The organism is Tenacibaculum halocynthiae (assembly GCF_964512825.1).
Taxonomy (GTDB): domain Bacteria; phylum Bacteroidota; class Bacteroidia; order Flavobacteriales; family Flavobacteriaceae; genus Polaribacter; species Polaribacter halocynthiae.
Window position 1 is genome coordinate 243,599 of the sequence record NZ_CAZELG010000021.1, and the last position, 15,596, is coordinate 259,194.

Sequence of the window (15,596 nt, forward strand, 5' to 3'; positions counted from 1 at the left end):
AATTATGTTATTCATATTTTCTTTCCCTACCTGCTTAATTTCTTTTTTAAATGCAAAAATTGATTTTATGCAGTCTATGGACACTGTGTTTTTCACTATCCATATTCGCACAAAACAATACCGTTCAAGGTAAAGTAACTGATCAAGAAACTCAGTTAACAATTTCACAAGTACGTATTACAGCGAACAAAGTTTCCAAAGGAACAACTAGTGAAACAGGTAATTTTTCTATAAGAATAGAAAATTTCCCTGTAAAATTAACCTTCACTTCGGATGGCTATTTACAGAAAACAATTCTACTAAAAAAAGAAACCTCAAATTTAAATATTACACTAGAAAAGGAAGTTATTCAACTTTCAGAAATTGTCATCAATTCTAAAAACCAAAAAAAATTAGGAATTCAAAAGGTTTCTAAAATTTCATTACAATTAAGACCTATAAACAGTGCTCATGATTTTTTAAAAACAGTACCTGGTTTATTTATAGCGCAACATGCTGGAGGTGGAAAAGCTGAACAGATATTCCTTAGAGGATTTGATAATGATCATGGTACTGACTTTGCTGTTCTTGTAGATGATATCGGTATTAATTTAAGTTCTCATGCTCACGGACAAGGGTATGCCGATTTACATTTTTTAATTCCTGAAACTGTTCAAACTGCAGATTATTATAAAGGGCCTCATGAGGTTTCACTAGGTAATTTTGCGGTTTCTGGTGCAGCTAAATTTTCTTCAAAAAACAAACTACATCGTAACGTAGCTAAACTAGAATATGGGCAATATAACTTTGTTAGAGCTTTAGCAATGGTTTCTCTTTTAAATGAGAGTAGTTTTTTAACGAATAATAATGAGAATGCTTATGTTGCTATAGAAGGAACCTACAACACTAGTTTTTTTGAAAGTGATCAAAAACTAAGACGATTAAATACTTTTGCTAAATACACCCTTCCTCTTTCTGATGCTCACGAACTAAAAACTTCTTTTTCTACATTTCATAGTGATTGGAATGCTTCTGGACAAATACCTTTACGAGCAATTAAAAGTGGACTTATAACTAGATTTGGTGCTATTGATGATAAGGAAGGTGGTGATACTAAAAGAATTCATTTTAATGTACAATTAAGTTCTCGCCTTTCAGAAAACACTCAACTTACCAATCAATTGTATTATGTTTCTAACAAATATAACTTATTTTCTAATTTTTCTTTTTTCCAAAACGATCCTGTTAACGGTGATATGATTCACCAATACGAGAATCGTAACGCATATGCTTACAAAGGAAACTTATCAATAAAAAATCTATTACAAATACCAAATAGCACAACTTCTATTGGTTGGTCTTTTGAACATAATAACAATACGATTGGATTAAACAATGCTATTGGACGAACATTTTTAAAGGCAATAAATAAATTTGATATTGAAGAAACAAATATTGCTTTATTTTTAAAAGAAAGAATTCAAATAACCCCTAAACTAACAGCTTTAGGTGGTCTTAGAGCTGATTACTTCAATTTTAATGTAAATGAATTAGTACCAACACCTCAACAAGGAAACACTACAGCCTTTAGAGTTAGCCCTAAAGTTAGTTTATTTTATGATGCTACAAATAACATTCAGTTATATGCTAAAGCTAGTGTTGGATTTCATTCAAACTATGCGAATGCTGCAGTAAAAAACAGTGATGTAAATCCATTACCAAAAGCAATTGGATATGATGTTGGAACAGAATTTAAAATAGGAAAAAAGTTTGTAGGAAATCTTGCTGCTTTTTATTTACAAAGTGATGCAGAGTTTGTTTTTAGTCCTGATGGTTTTGAATTTGAAAATAAAGGTAGATCAAAACGAATTGGTAGTGAAGCTTCTTTTAGATACCAACCCTTACCTAACTTTTGGTTAGATACCGATTTAAATTATAGTTTCGGTACCTTGTTAGACGCTCCTAAAAGTGAGAATAAAATACCAAGTGCTCCAAGATTTACTTCAACAGGAGGTGCTACTTTACGCTTACAAAACGGGATTAATACTTCATTACGCTATCGTTATTTAGGAGAGCGTCCTCTGATTGAAGATGAATCAGTACTTGCTCAAGAATACTTTATTACAGATTTAGTTATTAATTATACCAAACCTAAATATCAAATAGGGTTGTCTATTGAAAACCTATTTGATACTAGCTGGAGAGAAGCTGTTTTTTACGACTCCTCTCAACTACAAGGAGAACCTCAGCCTGTTGATGATATTCATTTTACACCTGGAACTCCTTTTTCAACAAAATTAAGTATAACATATTTCTTTTAAATCATGGGAAAAAACATCGCCAATACCACACACACTTTTTTCTTTTGCGACGGAGGGTCATGCCAAAAAGCAGGTAGCGAAAAAGTTGTTAGAGAAGCTAGAGCTTATTTGAGAAACAATGAGCTTTGGGATAGTACTCATACTATAAAAACTAGATGTAATGGTAGATGTGAAGATGCCCCTACTTGTATTGTAAGTCCGGGAGAATTTTGGTATAAAGAATTAACTCCCGAAAAAATAACGCATATCGTAAAAGGACATTTAAATAATGAATGTCCTATAGAAACTGAATTATTATATAAAAAAGGATGGGATAAGCAAATTTCTAACAACGAAAGAGCCCCAATAACACCAAAGCCTTTTGAACTAAAAAATGATACAGAATTAGGTGAGTGTTTTATTACCAAAGGATTTAGTTCAGATCAGTATTTGTATCCGTTATTCTTATTTCTTAGAGAAAACCCAGATGGTGTAACTCTTTCTATGACAAATCAAAATTCTATTGATTTTAATGATATTGAAACGTTAGAATATTCTAAAACACATACACTTGAATTATTTACTAAAACAACTTGCATTCCATTAACTATTGCAGCTGTACCAAAAGATAATAAAGAGTTACAACAAGCTAAAATTTCTAGCACGGAATATTTTTATCAAAAGGAATCGCAACAAGTTGGTATACGTTTTAAAAATAAATTTGGTGACGTTTTAGGAAAAATAGCATTCGATTCCATAGCTAATAAAGGCTGGGAATATTGTAGAAAAATACAGTTAAAAAACGCAATTTTAAATTTAACATAACAATGAAAAAAGGTGTTTCAATACTAGGTTTAGGTTGGTTAGGTTTACCATTAGCTTTACAACTTCAAAAAAGTGGTTATGCTGTTAATGGAAGTACTTCAAGCCTCAGTAACTTAAAATCATTAGCTACATATTCTTTTCACACCTGTAGAATAAAAGTTGAGGCTGATACCATTATTGGCGACTGGGAATCTTTTATCCATGATACATCTACGTTAATTATAAATTTTCCTCCCAAGCGAATTGAAAATATTGAAACCATTCATCCGCTTCAAATTAAACAAATTATAAAACATACACCGAAAACAACAAAAATTATATTTGTTAGTTCCACATCGGTATATCAAAACACCAATACTCTTGTAAATGAATCTCTACATTGCATTCCTGAAAAAGCTTCTGGTAAAGCTCTCATAGAAGCTGAAAAATTATTACAACAACATTTTGGAAATAACTTAACGATTCTTCGTTTAGCGGGATTAATAGGTCCAAAACGTCATCCAGGAAGATTCCTTGCTAATAAAAAACAATTAAAAAACCCGAATGTTCCAGTTAATTTAATTCATCAAAAAGATGTAATTAACCTGATTAAAAAAATTTTAGAACAAGATTGTTTCGGTGAAACTATTAATGGCTGTGCAGATATTCATCCTAAAAGAAAAGATTTTTATGAAAATGCAGCAATTAAATTAAACATGTCTCCTCCAATTTTTGAGATACCAATTAAAGAAAATTATAAAATAGTTGATAATTCAAAATCAAAATCAGTATTAAATTTTGAATACCAATTTTCAAATCCTGAGTGGATTTTCACAAAAGAATATTTACCTGAAGTTTCTATAGTAGGTTGTGGTCCAGGTAACAAAAACTTGTTGACTTTAAAAGCTTTTGAAGCCATTGAAAATGCTGAAATTATTTTACACGATAATTTAATTTCTGATGAAATATTAGCCATAAATACGCAGGCTGAACATATTTACGTAGGTAGAAAATATGGTGATAAAGGAGATCAAGAAACGCGTCAGAACAACATCAATGTATTGATGAAAAAACACTGTGAGCAAGGAGATAATGTAGTTCGCATAAAATCTGGAGATCCATACATCTACGGAAGAGCAGCCGAAGAGGTTCGGTTTTTAAAACAGCATAATTTACCTTTTACTGTGGTTCCAGGAATTTCTGCTGCGTTAGCCGCTGCTAGTTCTGTAAACATACCTATTACGGAAAGAAGACAGTCGAACGCTATTTTAATTTGTACCGCACATACGGCAGATTATTCTACCGCGCAGCTTAAAGGAATTGCTGAAATGCTAAATGCTGGTAACACACTAGCTTTGTATATGGGCTTGAAAAGTATGGATAAAATTGTTCCTAAATTAATGGAAGTATGTAAGAACCCTGATATTCCTATTAATGCGGTTTCAAATGTATCAAGAGAAAATGAAGTGCTACTTTCTTCAACATTAGGTGAGATAGAAAACGATATAAAAAAACAAGAACTACAAATGCCTGTAGTATTTTTAATAGGAGTAAAACCAATTAATTAAAAGAATGAAAAAAGGAATTTTACTTTGCGGACACGGCAGTAGAACCAAAACTGGAACCGATGCTTTTAAAGAATTAGTTTCCATTTTAAAAGCCCGTTATACAGATTATGAGGTTGATTATGGCTTTTTAGAGTTTAATCACCCAGTTTATGAAGCTTCTATTGAACGTATGTATCAAAAGGGTATTCGTGAAATTTATGCGCTACCAATTATACTTTTTGCGGGTTCGCATGCTAAGAATGATATTCCTTATGAAATGAATACCATACAAAGCTATTATAGCGATTTAACTATAAAAATGGGAAAACACCTTGGTGTAAATTCATTTTTATTAGAATTAGCTCAAAAAAGAGTTTTGGAAGAAGAAAGCAAACATACACCGATGGATAGAAAAGAGGTGTGCTTAATGGTTGTAGGTAGAGGAACAACCGATACTGACGCAAACTCTGATGTTCACAAACTGGCTTGTATGTTGGGAGAAGGAATGGGATTTGGTTTTACAACAGTATCCTATAGTGGTACCGCCTACCCTAATGTTACTAAAAGCTTAGAATTAACAAGTAAAATGGGCTTTAAACGTACTATTGCGATCCCTTTTTTCTTTTTTACAGGTATACTATTAGAGCGTATTTATAATCAAATTCGAACATTTAGTGAAACTTCTCCTTATGAATATGTGTACACCAAAGCTTTTGGTAGCGATGAGCTTATTTTAAAAGCTTTTGATGAACGACTAGACGAAGCTATCAATGGTACGGCAAACATGAATTGTCAATTGTGTAAATACAGAAAACAAATTGTTGGTTTAGAATCGGAAGTAGGAAAAGAACAAGTAGGACATCATTTAGGTGTAAAAGGTGTTTTGTTTGAAGAAGATGAAAAAGTTGGTCAAAAAAACAGCGTATTTACTAAAATTAAAAAAGGTTTAGGAATATGATAAAAGGTACAATATACGGTGTCTCTTTAGGTCCTGGTGATCCTGAATTAATTACTTTAAAAGGATTAAAAACCTTACAGAAAGTAGATAAAATATATTACCCTGGCTCTTTATTTAAAAATGGCAGAAAAGCTAGCTATTCACATTCTATTTTAAATAACTATAATTTAGATTCACAAAAACTCGAAGGATTTTATTTAAAAATGGATTTAGAGAGAGCGCAAGCAAAAGTTATTTATGAAACAACCTTTCAACAAATACTTTCTGAGTATAATAAAGGATTATCTATAGCAATTGTTAGCGAAGGAGATATTAGTACTTTTAGCTCTTTTTCTTATCTGTTAGAAAAAATACAAGCGCATAATTTACCTATTAATTTAATTCCGGGTATTAGCTCTTACTTGCATTTAGCATCTGAAAGTAAAACTCCTTTATGCTTACAAAACGAAAAAGTAGTAGTAATTCCTCGCATACAAACCAAAGAAGAACTACAAGAGGCTATTGCTAATTTCGACACTGTAGTATTAATGAAAATTATATCGGTTGTTGATATAATTACTGCTGTAATCGACACTAAAAAACATAGCGTTACTTATGCCGAACGCTTAGGAACGAATCAACAATTTATAACTAATAACTGGAGTACTGCCAGTACAAGAGAAACACCTTATTTTTCTCTTATGATTATTAAAAAAATAAACAAATGAAAATAACTATAGCAGGCTTAGGTCCTGGAGATATCAATTATATGTTACCCGTAGTTAAAAATGCTTTAGAAAAAGCAGACGTAGTTATTGGTTACGATTATTATTTTCAATTTGGAGCATCTCTTTTTAAAGAAAATGCTGAACTTATTTCAATGCCCTTAGGTAAAGAAGAAGCAAGAGCTCATAAAGCTATTGAAAAAGCAAAAGAAGATAAATATGTAGTAGTTATTGGTTCTGGAGATGCCAGTATTTACGCCATGGCTGCCATTGTTTATGAAGTGGTATCTAAAGGAAATGATGATGCCATTGAATTAGAAACACTTCCTGGTGTTTCGGCATTTTTAGCTGCTGGTAGTAAATTAGGTGCGCCGCTAGGTCATGATTTTTGTTGTATTTCATTGTCTGATTTAATGACACCTTGGAACAAAATTGAGCAGAGAATTAAAGCTGCTGCAATGGGAGATTTTGTAACCAGTTTATACAACCCAAAAAGTAAAAAAAGACATTGGCAGTTAGGTAGATTGCAGAAAATATTTTTAACAGAACGCTCACCTGCTACCCCAGTTGCAATTATAAGACATGTAACACGACCAGAAGAAGAACTTAAAATTACCACTTTAGGAGAATTTAACCCTGAAGATGTAGATATGTTTTGCTTGGTAATGATTGGAAACTCGCAAACCTATCGTTTTAAAGATTATTTGGTTACTCCAAGAGGTTATTTAAATAGAAAACCACATACAGGTAAAGAAATTCAACAAGAAAGTTTTAGAATTGTTACCGATCATATTAAAGGAATCCCTTTTTCTATTGCTGATAAATGGGCAGTAACGAGAGTTATTCATACTACAGGAATTTTAGAAGATTTTAATCATTATTCAGCAACACCGAATGCTATTGAAAATTGGCATACGCATCTTAAAAATGGTGGAGAAATTGTTACTGATGTTACCATGGTAAAAGCAGGAATCACAAAAGCTTTTATAAAAGAATACGGAAATCAAATTCACTGTTTATTAAATGATGAAGATGCACAAGCGCTAGCTAAATCGGCAAATATTACGCGCTCACAAGCTGGAATTCGAAAAGCCATTGAAAAACACCCAAATGCTTTGTATGTAGTAGGAAATGCTCCAACGGCTTTATTCGAAATTGTTGAACAATTAAGAGACAATGATACTTTTAAACCTGTTGGTATAATTGGAGTGCCTGTTGGTTTTGTGAATGTTTTAGAATCAAAAGAACAATTATCACAAATTGCAACTACCGATTGGGTTATTATTGAAGGAAACAGAGGTGGTAGTAATGTTGCAGCAGCTATTACAAATGCAGTTTTTACGTTACCGGAAGCTTCAACTTATTTTAAATCTTAAAAATGAGCAAATTCACTCCAGAAAATATAGAAACCTTAGAGCAAATAATACTTGCTCGTAGAGATGTTAGAGGTAATCGTTTTATAAACACACCTATTCTTCAAAAGGATTTAGATAAAATTCTATTTGCTGGAGTAAATGCACCTTCTGTTGGATTTTCTCAACCATGGGAATTTGTAGTTATTAAAGATTTAGACATTAGAAATAAAATAAAAGACAGTTTTTTTGAAGAGAACGAAAAAGCAAAAACTCTTTTTGAAGGAAAAAAAGCCGATGCCTACACGCAATTAAAATTAGAAGGAATTGTAGAATCGGCATTAAATATCGCTGTTTTTTATAAACCAAGTGAACACCCTGTTTTAGGGCAAACTACTATGAAAGAAGCCGGTGTTTACTCAGTAGTATGCGCTATTCAAAATATGTGGTTAATGGCAAGAGCTTTAAACGTTGGTTTAGGTTGGGTAAGTATTTTAGACCCAAACAAGATTAAAACCATTTTAAATGCTCCTGAAAACAGACAATTAATAGGCTATTTATGTTTAGGACACGTAGATAAATTTTATGAAAACCCTGAATTAGAACGTTTACAATGGGAAAAACGTAAAAATATTAACGATGTTGTTATTAAAGAATGTTATCAATAAATGAAGCAAATACATTCACATATCGATTTTTATTTAATTGGAATTAGCAATCATCCTAGTCCGAAATTGAATGATGATGTCTTGAAATTAATTAAAGAAGCATCTGTTTTTTCTGGTGGAAAACGACATTATCAATTAGTAAAATCGTTCCTACCCGAAAACCATACTTGGATTGAAATTTCAGGTAAAATAGATGCGCTGATGAATCAGTATAAAAAAATTACGACAACGATTGTGGTTTTTGCCTCTGGTGATCCTTTTTTCTATGGCTTCGGAAATACGTTACAACGCTTATTACCCAATGCTAAATTAAGCGCTACTCCTTATTTTAATAGTATTCAATTGTTATGTCATAAAACACAAACGAACTACAATACATTAAAATCGGTATCTATACACGGTAGAGATTGGTCAGCACTAGATGAAGCACTAATTCATAGAAACGAATTAATCGGCGTATTAACCGATAACAAAAAAACACCTGCCGAAATTGCGAAACGTATGCTGCAATATGGTTTTGATAATTACTCAATAACCATTGGAGAAGCTTTAGACGGAGATAATGAACATATTGAACAACTAGATTTAGTTTCTTGTTCTAACAAAACACATGATAATTTAAACTGTGCATTATTAAAACAAACAGCACCTAAACACAAACCTTTTGGTATTCCTGATGCATCCTTTGTTCCATTAACGAATAGAGCTAACATGATTACTAAAATGCCTATTCGTTTAAGTACAATTAATGCGTTAGAATTACAAAATAAAACGGTGTTTTGGGATGTAGGAGCTTGTACTGGATCTGTTGCTATTGAAGCGAAACAACATTTTCCGCATTTACAAGTCGTTGCCTTTGAAAAACGAACTGAATGCGCATCTATAATTCAACAAAATACAGAACGTTTTTCAACACCTGGAATTGCTATTATTATTGATGATTTTTTTAATCTCAACTTAAATGATTTTGAAATTCCTGATGTTGTTTTTATTGGTGGTCATGGTGGACGCTTAAAAGAACTACTCCATTTAATCCATAAACAAAACCCGGCAGTACGATTCGTTACTAACGCTGTAAGAGAAAGCAGCACTAAAATATTTACAGAAGAACTTACAAAATTGAATTACATCGTAAATACTAGTGTTATTCAAGTAAACCAACATAATAAAATTAGCATTCACACAGCTGAACTAAAATAAATGAGAAAAATAGCCATCATAGCAGTCACTGAAAAAGGAATAGAAAAAGCCCTTATTATTCAGAAAGAATTTCCAAAATCATTAGTCATAACTACTTTACAGTCTAGTAATGAAAGTGTATCAACTATTACGTCTATTTCTGACTATTTAGCTGATAATTTTATGAAACTAGATGGTATTTGTTTTGTAACAGCCTTGGGTATTTGCGTACGCTTAATTGCTCCGTATATTCAAGATAAAAACACCGATCCAGCAGTAATTTCTGTTGATGATTTAGGGTTACATGTGCAATCTGTATTAAGCGGACATAAAGGTGGAGCGAATGATTTTGCATCAAAAACAGCGAGTGTATTAGGAGCAAATGCTGTAATATCGACCTCAAGTGATGTACAAAATATTTGGGCTTTAGATACTCTTGGAAGTCAATTTAATTGGCAAACAGAAAGTTCAATAGCTACAAATAAAATAATGGCATTGTTTGCTAATAACAAACCTACTGCATTACTTTTAGATATTAAAGATAAAGGCACACAGCATTTAGAAAAAACAGTTCCTAGTTTTGTGACTATTTTTTATAATGAAAAAGATATTGATTATACACAGTTCGAATTATTTATTGCGGTAAGTTATAAAGTTTACGAAGCAAAAATTCCTAGTTTATTTTTAATTCCGAAAGTATTATCTGTTGGTTCTGGATGTTCTAAACAATTAGATTTCGAGTTATTTCAAGAAACCTTAAAATCAAAACTAGCCGCTGAAGGATTATACTTTTCTGCCATCAAAAACTTTGGTTCTATTGATATTAAAGCGGAACAGCAAGCTTATTTAGATTTTAGTGAGTCTAACAATATTCCTTTCAGCACATTTACTTCTGATAGAATAAACACTGTTACGATACCTAACCCAAGTGCAATGGTACAATCAAAAATTGGTGTTAATGGTGTTTCAGAATCTTGCGCGATGTTACTTTCTGGAAATAATGATTTACTTGTTGAAAAACAGAAAATTCATTTAGAGAACAGTGAAAAATTCACTTTTTCGGTTGCTTTAAGCGCTGAAGTAGCTCGTAAAACAGCGGTTGCTATTATTGGTGCAGGACCTGGTGATGAGGAATTAATAACCGTAAAAGGAAAACAATATTTAGAAGAAGCAGACTGTGTGTTATATGCTGGAAGTTTGATTCCTGAAGAAATGACCAATTGGTGTAAACCAGGAGCGGTAGTTAGAAACTCTGCAATGATGACTTTAGAGGAGCAAGTATCTTTAATGCAAGAACATTATAAAAAAGGAAACGCTATTGTTCGTTTACAATGTGGTGACCCTTCTTTATATGGTGCTATTCAAGAACAAATGACCATTTTTGATGAATTGGAAATGGATTACTTTATTGTACCTGGTATTTCTTCTTTTAGTGCAGCAGCAGCAGTATTAAAATCGGAATTCACCATACCCGAAGTAGTACAATCTATTGTATTAACTCGTGGTGAAGGAAAAACTCCTATGCCATCAAAAGAAAGTATTTCAGCATTTGCAGCAACAAATTCAACCATGTGTATCTTTTTAAGTGTTGGTATTGCTAAAAAAGTAGAAGCACAACTATTAGAACATTTTGATGCCGATACACCCGTGGCAGTTATGTATCGAATTTCTTGGAAAGATGAAGAAATATTTCAAGGAAAATTAGAAAACCTGGCACAAATTGTAAAAGAGAGTAAAAAAACTAGAACTGTATTAATTGTAGTAGGTCATGCTATTGGAGCTCGTAAAAACAGATCGCAGTTATACAGCCCTGAATGGAAACATATTTTTAGAACTAATAAGAAATTTGTAGTTACAGAATAATTCATAAATAAGAAGAAAATGATATTAGTATTTGGAGGAACAACAGAAGGTAAAAAAGTAGCAACATTGCTTCAAGAGAAATCGATGCCTTTTGTGTACTCAACAAAAACAAATATTCCTTTTCAAGAAAATGATATTGCAAATTATAGATATGGAGCTTTAGATCAAAAACAGTTAGAAAAATATCTGCTAGAAAACGATGTGAAAATTATTATTAATGCTTCTCATCCTTTTGCTGAACTGCTCCATAATACAATTGCTAACGTAGCAGAAAGTTTACAAATACCAGTTATTCGATTTGGTAGAAAACTACTTCCAAGAACAATAAACCCATTAGTATCGTATGTAAATACTTATGATGATGCTTGTGAGTTATTAGAAAAACATCAGGTAATACTGGCTTTAACAGGTGTTCAATCTATTAAAAAATTAAAACCTTGGTGGCAAAAACAATCTATCTTTTTTAGAATACTGAACAGACCAGAATCCTTAGCTATTGCTGCTGAAAGCAACTTCCCTGAAAAACAATTGATCTTAGGTTTGCCTTCAGATAATTTGGAAAAAGAAATAGACTTAATTAACACAAAGTCTATCGATTTAATCTTAACAAAAGAAACAGGAAACAGTGGTTTTTTAAGCACAAAAATTAATGCTGCTTTAAAAACGGATACACAAATCATCATCATCACACAACCAGAAATCCCACCTTACTTTCAACAAGTATTTAATGTAGTTGAGTTAGAAAACTTACTTACTAGTACGCAACGTTCATTATCGCTAACTAATAACACTACTGTAAAATGGGATTAAGAAAAGTACCTGAAGGTCCCTTAAGAGAAGGTTTTACAACCGGAACTTCTGCAACTGCAGCTGCTAAATCAGGATTGATGGCTATTATTCATCAAAAAAAGATTAATACAGTTAGTGTTCATTTACCTATTGATAAAGTTCTTGAAATACCAATTCATCATTGTGAGTTTACTGAAAACACCGCTAAATGTTCAGTTATTAAAGACGCTGGTGACGATCCTGATGTAACAAATGGAGCCGAAATTGGATGTATTTTAAAGTTAACGCAAGAAAAAGAAATTCAGTTTATCGCAGGTGAAGGTGTTGGTACTGTTACGCTTAAAGGTTTGGAACTTGCTATAGGAGAGCCTGCTATTAATCCTGTACCTAGAAAAATGATTACTAGTGCTATTCAAAAGTTATTGCACGATTATGATTTAGAATGTGGTGTATCGGTAACCGTATATGTTACGGATGGCAAAAAGTTAGCAAAACGTACACTTAATGAACGTGTAGGAATCATGAATGGTTTGTCTATTTTAGGTACAAGTGGTATCGTAAAACCCTACTCTTCCTCTTCATATATAGCAAGTATAGAACAAGGTATTGATGTTGCAATTGCTAATAACATTTCAGAGTTAGTTATTAATTCAGGCGCAAGAAGTGAAAAGTATTTATCTAATAAATTCAATCATTTACCTGAATATGCTTTTATCCATTACGGAAATTGGATTGGTGAAACACTCACTAAAATAAATAAATCTCCCATTAAAAAAGTTAGCATTGGTATTATGCTAGGAAAAGCTGTAAAACTAGCTGGAGGAGTTACAGATACGCATAGTTGTGTTTCCAGCTGGAATAAAGATTTTGTCGTTGATTTAGCTCGTCAAGTTGGTTTTTATGAAGCTGATAAAATCAAAGAATTAAACATGGCTGGGAGGTTAATTGAATTATTTGATTTTGAACAAAACTCCCCTTTCTTTCAATTATTACTAGAACATTGTTACCAACATACACATACAAAAATTAAACAGGTAGAGTTAACTATTTACCTTATACATAAAAACGGAACCCTTATTAAACATATTAAAAAATGACTTTAACTTCTTTAATTAGGCCTTTAATGGCTGGTATTTTACATTCATTTGAACCAGATCATGTTACAGCTGTTTCAGTACTAGCAACTGAAAACGCTATTAACAAAAAAAAGGTCAGCTTCAAAACTGTATTTAAAGCATCACAATGGGCTTTTGGTCATTCTGTAACCTTATTACTTTTTGGAGGAATTGCCTTACTATTTAAAAGCATGGCAACCCTTTTTGTAAATGATATTTCTTTCTATGCTGAGTTAGCAGTTGGGCCTATTATGATTTGGTTGGGAGTTGTAGCCATTAAAAGAAATCATGCTATTAATGAAATGGTAAATGATCATAAAAAGATTGAGCCACATGAGCATGAACTGTCTAACCCTATACATTTACATGGTACTAAAGGAGAAGAAATAGCTGTTAACCCAATGAATAAATCATTCTGGATTGGTATGTTACACGGTCTTGCAGGTACTGGAGGTGCATTAACATCTGCATTAGTTCTAAGTAGTACAACAGTAACAGACGCTATTCTAATTCTAGTAGTTGAATCATTAGGTATTATTATAGCAATGGGAGTTTACAGCTATGTATTAATAGCAGTAATGAGTCGTTTTTTAGAACGAAACTTAGCTATTTTTAAATGGATGAATGGTATTGCAGGAGTTGCTTCTGCTATTATTGGAGTTATATGGTTGTATAATAGTATTTCTGGATTATGATAAAAGATCAAAAACATACTAATTTTCCTTTTTCAGCTATTGTTGGTCAAGATAATTTTAAACTAGCCCTTATTTTAAATTTAGTTGACCCTCTTATTGGCGGAGTACTAGCTATTGGAGATAAAGGAACTGGAAAGACTACATTAATTCGTTCGTTAACCAATTTAATGGGAGAACAACAAAATTATCCTTTTATTAACTTACCTATTGGTGTTTCTGAAGACCGACTTATTGGAAACATCGATCTAGAGCAATTGATAAATGCTAAAAAGGAAATCATTAACCCTGGTTTAATGGCAAAAGCACACCAAGGAATTTTATATGTTGATGAGGTTAATTTATTACAAGATTACCTTACTGATATATTACTAGATGCTGCTGCTTCTGGTAATTATTATTTAGAAAGAGAAGGTGTATCACATTATTTTAAAAGTAGGTTTTGTTTAGTAGGCTCTATGAACCCAGAAGAAGGAAATCTAAGACCACAACTAAAAGATCGTTTTGGCTTGAGTGTTTTAATAGAAACACCAACCGACTCAAAAATACGTCAACAAATCATAAAGCAACGTTTTCAATTTGATGATAATCCTTCGCAATTTATTGATTCATACAAAGAGCAAAATGAAAAAATAGCTACGCGAATTAGCAATGCTAAAATAAAATTGAAATCTATAAAAATAGAAGATGCTATTATTGAGTATTGTAGTGAATTAGCGATCAAACATCAAGTAGAAGGGCTACGTGCTGATATTTTATTAGTAAAAACAGCTAGAGCTTTTGCTGCATATCAAAACATTTCTGAAATAACTAAAGAGGCTGTCGATACTATTGCTGATTTCGTATTAAATCATCGAAAATCACAAACACCCCCTAATCAACAAAACGATTCTCAAAAACAAGAAAATAAATCTCAAGAACAATCTTCTGAAAACAATCCTTCAAAAGAAGAAAATATACATATTCGTATTCCTAAAAACACGTTTCAAAAACAAAAAGAAACTACAACCAATACAATTGAGCAAGGAGTTAAAGCTGGTTTAAACAAGGAAGGTACTATACTAGAAACCGATACAAAAAAAACGGTAAGTCAATATTTAGCAACTGATAAATTCGAATTGAAAACGAAACGAAAAAATAGCCTTTTAAAGCAACATCATATCTTTTTAATAGATTCTAGTGGTTCAATGTTAAAAGAGCAAATCATAGCTTATGCTAAAGGAGCAGTCAATAAAATCGCTGAAAACTCGAAAACTCAAAACACACAGTTTTCTATTGTGTCTCTATTTAATGGAGGAGCTCAATTAATTTTAAGTTATACTAGCATTTTACAAGAATTAGAAAACGTGTTAACAACACTTAAAACTGGAGGTAAAACAAGTTTAAAAGCCGGTTTTAAACAAGTTAAATCAATTTCTACTGACATAGATTACAACCACAATCTTCATATAATTACTGATGGTAAACTAAATACTGGAGACGATCTTGAAGCTACAGTATTGGCTTTTCAAACATTTTGTAAAGGAATAAAGAACACACAAGTAATAGATGCAGAAAAAGGATTTGTTAAAATTGGAGAAGCTTTAGAATTTTCAAATAGAATTAATGCAAACTATGAAATTTTAATTACTGAAACCTTATAATTT

General features: G+C 32.0%; 13 protein-coding genes. All 13 read left to right on the top strand.

Translation table 11 applies throughout. The features are described 5' to 3' along the window. Positions 1-50: 50 nt before the first annotated feature. The 13 genes from ACKTTQ_RS08115 to ACKTTQ_RS08175 are packed head-to-tail and all read left to right on the top strand — an operon-like array spanning position 51 to position 15,593. Positions 51-2,300 carry a TonB-dependent receptor gene (locus tag ACKTTQ_RS08115; protein WP_408048907.1) on the top strand — a complete coding sequence of 750 codons (2,250 nt, stop codon included), beginning with the start codon at positions 51-53 and terminating at the stop codon, positions 2,298-2,300. Between the two features lie 3 nt (positions 2,301-2,303). Further along, positions 2,304-3,104, top strand: coding sequence for a (2Fe-2S) ferredoxin domain-containing protein (locus ACKTTQ_RS08120; protein WP_408048908.1), 801 nt, complete (start codon positions 2,304-2,306; stop codon positions 3,102-3,104). Positions 3,105-3,106: 2 nt separating this feature from the next. After that, positions 3,107-4,651, top strand: a complete 1,545-nt coding sequence (cobA, locus tag ACKTTQ_RS08125; protein WP_408048909.1) for a uroporphyrinogen-III C-methyltransferase — start codon at positions 3,107-3,109, stop codon at positions 4,649-4,651. 4 nt (positions 4,652-4,655) lie between these two features. Beyond that, complete coding sequence (locus ACKTTQ_RS08130; protein ID WP_113787323.1) at positions 4,656-5,588, top strand: sirohydrochlorin chelatase; 933 nt, start codon at positions 4,656-4,658, stop codon at positions 5,586-5,588. Next, on the top strand, positions 5,585-6,295 hold the full coding sequence (cobI, locus tag ACKTTQ_RS08135) for a precorrin-2 C(20)-methyltransferase (protein WP_093871572.1): 711 nt from the start codon (positions 5,585-5,587) through the stop codon (positions 6,293-6,295). The genes ACKTTQ_RS08130 and cobI overlap by 4 nt, the downstream gene beginning before the upstream one ends. After that, on the top strand, positions 6,292-7,668 hold the full coding sequence (cobJ, locus tag ACKTTQ_RS08140; RefSeq protein ID WP_408048910.1) for a precorrin-3B C(17)-methyltransferase: 1,377 nt from the start codon (positions 6,292-6,294) through the stop codon (positions 7,666-7,668). Before cobI ends, cobJ begins: the two co-directional genes overlap by 4 nt. A gap of 2 nt (positions 7,669-7,670) precedes the next feature. Further along, the gene (bluB, locus tag ACKTTQ_RS08145) at positions 7,671-8,312 is read left to right on the top strand and encodes a 5,6-dimethylbenzimidazole synthase (RefSeq protein ID WP_408048911.1); all 642 of its coding nucleotides are present in this window, start codon (positions 7,671-7,673) and stop codon (positions 8,310-8,312) included. After that, entirely contained in the window at positions 8,313-9,512 is a 1,200-nt protein-coding gene (gene cbiE / locus ACKTTQ_RS08150) for a precorrin-6y C5,15-methyltransferase (decarboxylating) subunit CbiE (protein ID WP_408048912.1), read from the top strand. Next, positions 9,513-11,354 carry a precorrin-4 C(11)-methyltransferase gene (gene cobM / locus ACKTTQ_RS08155; protein ID WP_299134804.1) on the top strand — a complete coding sequence of 614 codons (1,842 nt, stop codon included), beginning with the start codon at positions 9,513-9,515 and terminating at the stop codon, positions 11,352-11,354. It begins immediately after the preceding gene. 18 nt (positions 11,355-11,372) lie between these two features. Beyond that, positions 11,373-12,164, top strand: a complete 792-nt coding sequence (locus ACKTTQ_RS08160) for a precorrin-6A/cobalt-precorrin-6A reductase (protein ID WP_408048913.1) — start codon at positions 11,373-11,375, stop codon at positions 12,162-12,164. Continuing rightward, positions 12,155-13,240 (top strand): cobalt-precorrin-5B (C(1))-methyltransferase CbiD, encoded by a 1,086-nt coding sequence (gene cbiD / locus ACKTTQ_RS08165; RefSeq protein ID WP_408048914.1) that lies wholly within the window; start codon positions 12,155-12,157, stop codon positions 13,238-13,240. The genes ACKTTQ_RS08160 and cbiD overlap by 10 nt, the downstream gene beginning before the upstream one ends. Next, positions 13,237-13,953, top strand: a complete 717-nt coding sequence (locus ACKTTQ_RS08170) for a hypothetical protein (RefSeq protein ID WP_408048915.1) — start codon at positions 13,237-13,239, stop codon at positions 13,951-13,953. Before cbiD ends, ACKTTQ_RS08170 begins: the two co-directional genes overlap by 4 nt. Next, positions 13,950-15,593 carry an AAA family ATPase gene (locus tag ACKTTQ_RS08175; protein WP_408048916.1) on the top strand — a complete coding sequence of 548 codons (1,644 nt, stop codon included), beginning with the start codon at positions 13,950-13,952 and terminating at the stop codon, positions 15,591-15,593. The genes ACKTTQ_RS08170 and ACKTTQ_RS08175 overlap by 4 nt, the downstream gene beginning before the upstream one ends. The last annotated feature ends 3 nt before the right edge of the window (positions 15,594-15,596 follow it).

Bases quoted from the DNA above. Each gene is read 5' to 3' on its own strand.
- ACKTTQ_RS08115 (WP_408048907.1), top strand. From the start codon at position 51: ATGCAAAAATTGATTTTATGCAGTCTATGGACACTGTGTTTTTCACTA.
- ACKTTQ_RS08120 (WP_408048908.1), top strand. From the start codon at position 2,304: ATGGGAAAAAACATCGCCAATACCACACACACTTTTTTCTTTTGCGAC.
- cobA (WP_408048909.1), top strand. From the start codon at position 3,107: ATGAAAAAAGGTGTTTCAATACTAGGTTTAGGTTGGTTAGGTTTACCA.
- ACKTTQ_RS08130 (WP_113787323.1), top strand. From the start codon at position 4,656: ATGAAAAAAGGAATTTTACTTTGCGGACACGGCAGTAGAACCAAAACT.
- cobI (WP_093871572.1), top strand. From the start codon at position 5,585: ATGATAAAAGGTACAATATACGGTGTCTCTTTAGGTCCTGGTGATCCT.
- cobJ (WP_408048910.1), top strand. From the start codon at position 6,292: ATGAAAATAACTATAGCAGGCTTAGGTCCTGGAGATATCAATTATATG.
- bluB (WP_408048911.1), top strand. From the start codon at position 7,671: ATGAGCAAATTCACTCCAGAAAATATAGAAACCTTAGAGCAAATAATA.
- cbiE (WP_408048912.1), top strand. From the start codon at position 8,313: ATGAAGCAAATACATTCACATATCGATTTTTATTTAATTGGAATTAGC.
- cobM (WP_299134804.1), top strand. From the start codon at position 9,513: ATGAGAAAAATAGCCATCATAGCAGTCACTGAAAAAGGAATAGAAAAA.
- ACKTTQ_RS08160 (WP_408048913.1), top strand. From the start codon at position 11,373: ATGATATTAGTATTTGGAGGAACAACAGAAGGTAAAAAAGTAGCAACA.
- cbiD (WP_408048914.1), top strand. From the start codon at position 12,155: ATGGGATTAAGAAAAGTACCTGAAGGTCCCTTAAGAGAAGGTTTTACA.
- ACKTTQ_RS08170 (WP_408048915.1), top strand. From the start codon at position 13,237: ATGACTTTAACTTCTTTAATTAGGCCTTTAATGGCTGGTATTTTACAT.
- ACKTTQ_RS08175 (WP_408048916.1), top strand. From the start codon at position 13,950: ATGATAAAAGATCAAAAACATACTAATTTTCCTTTTTCAGCTATTGTT.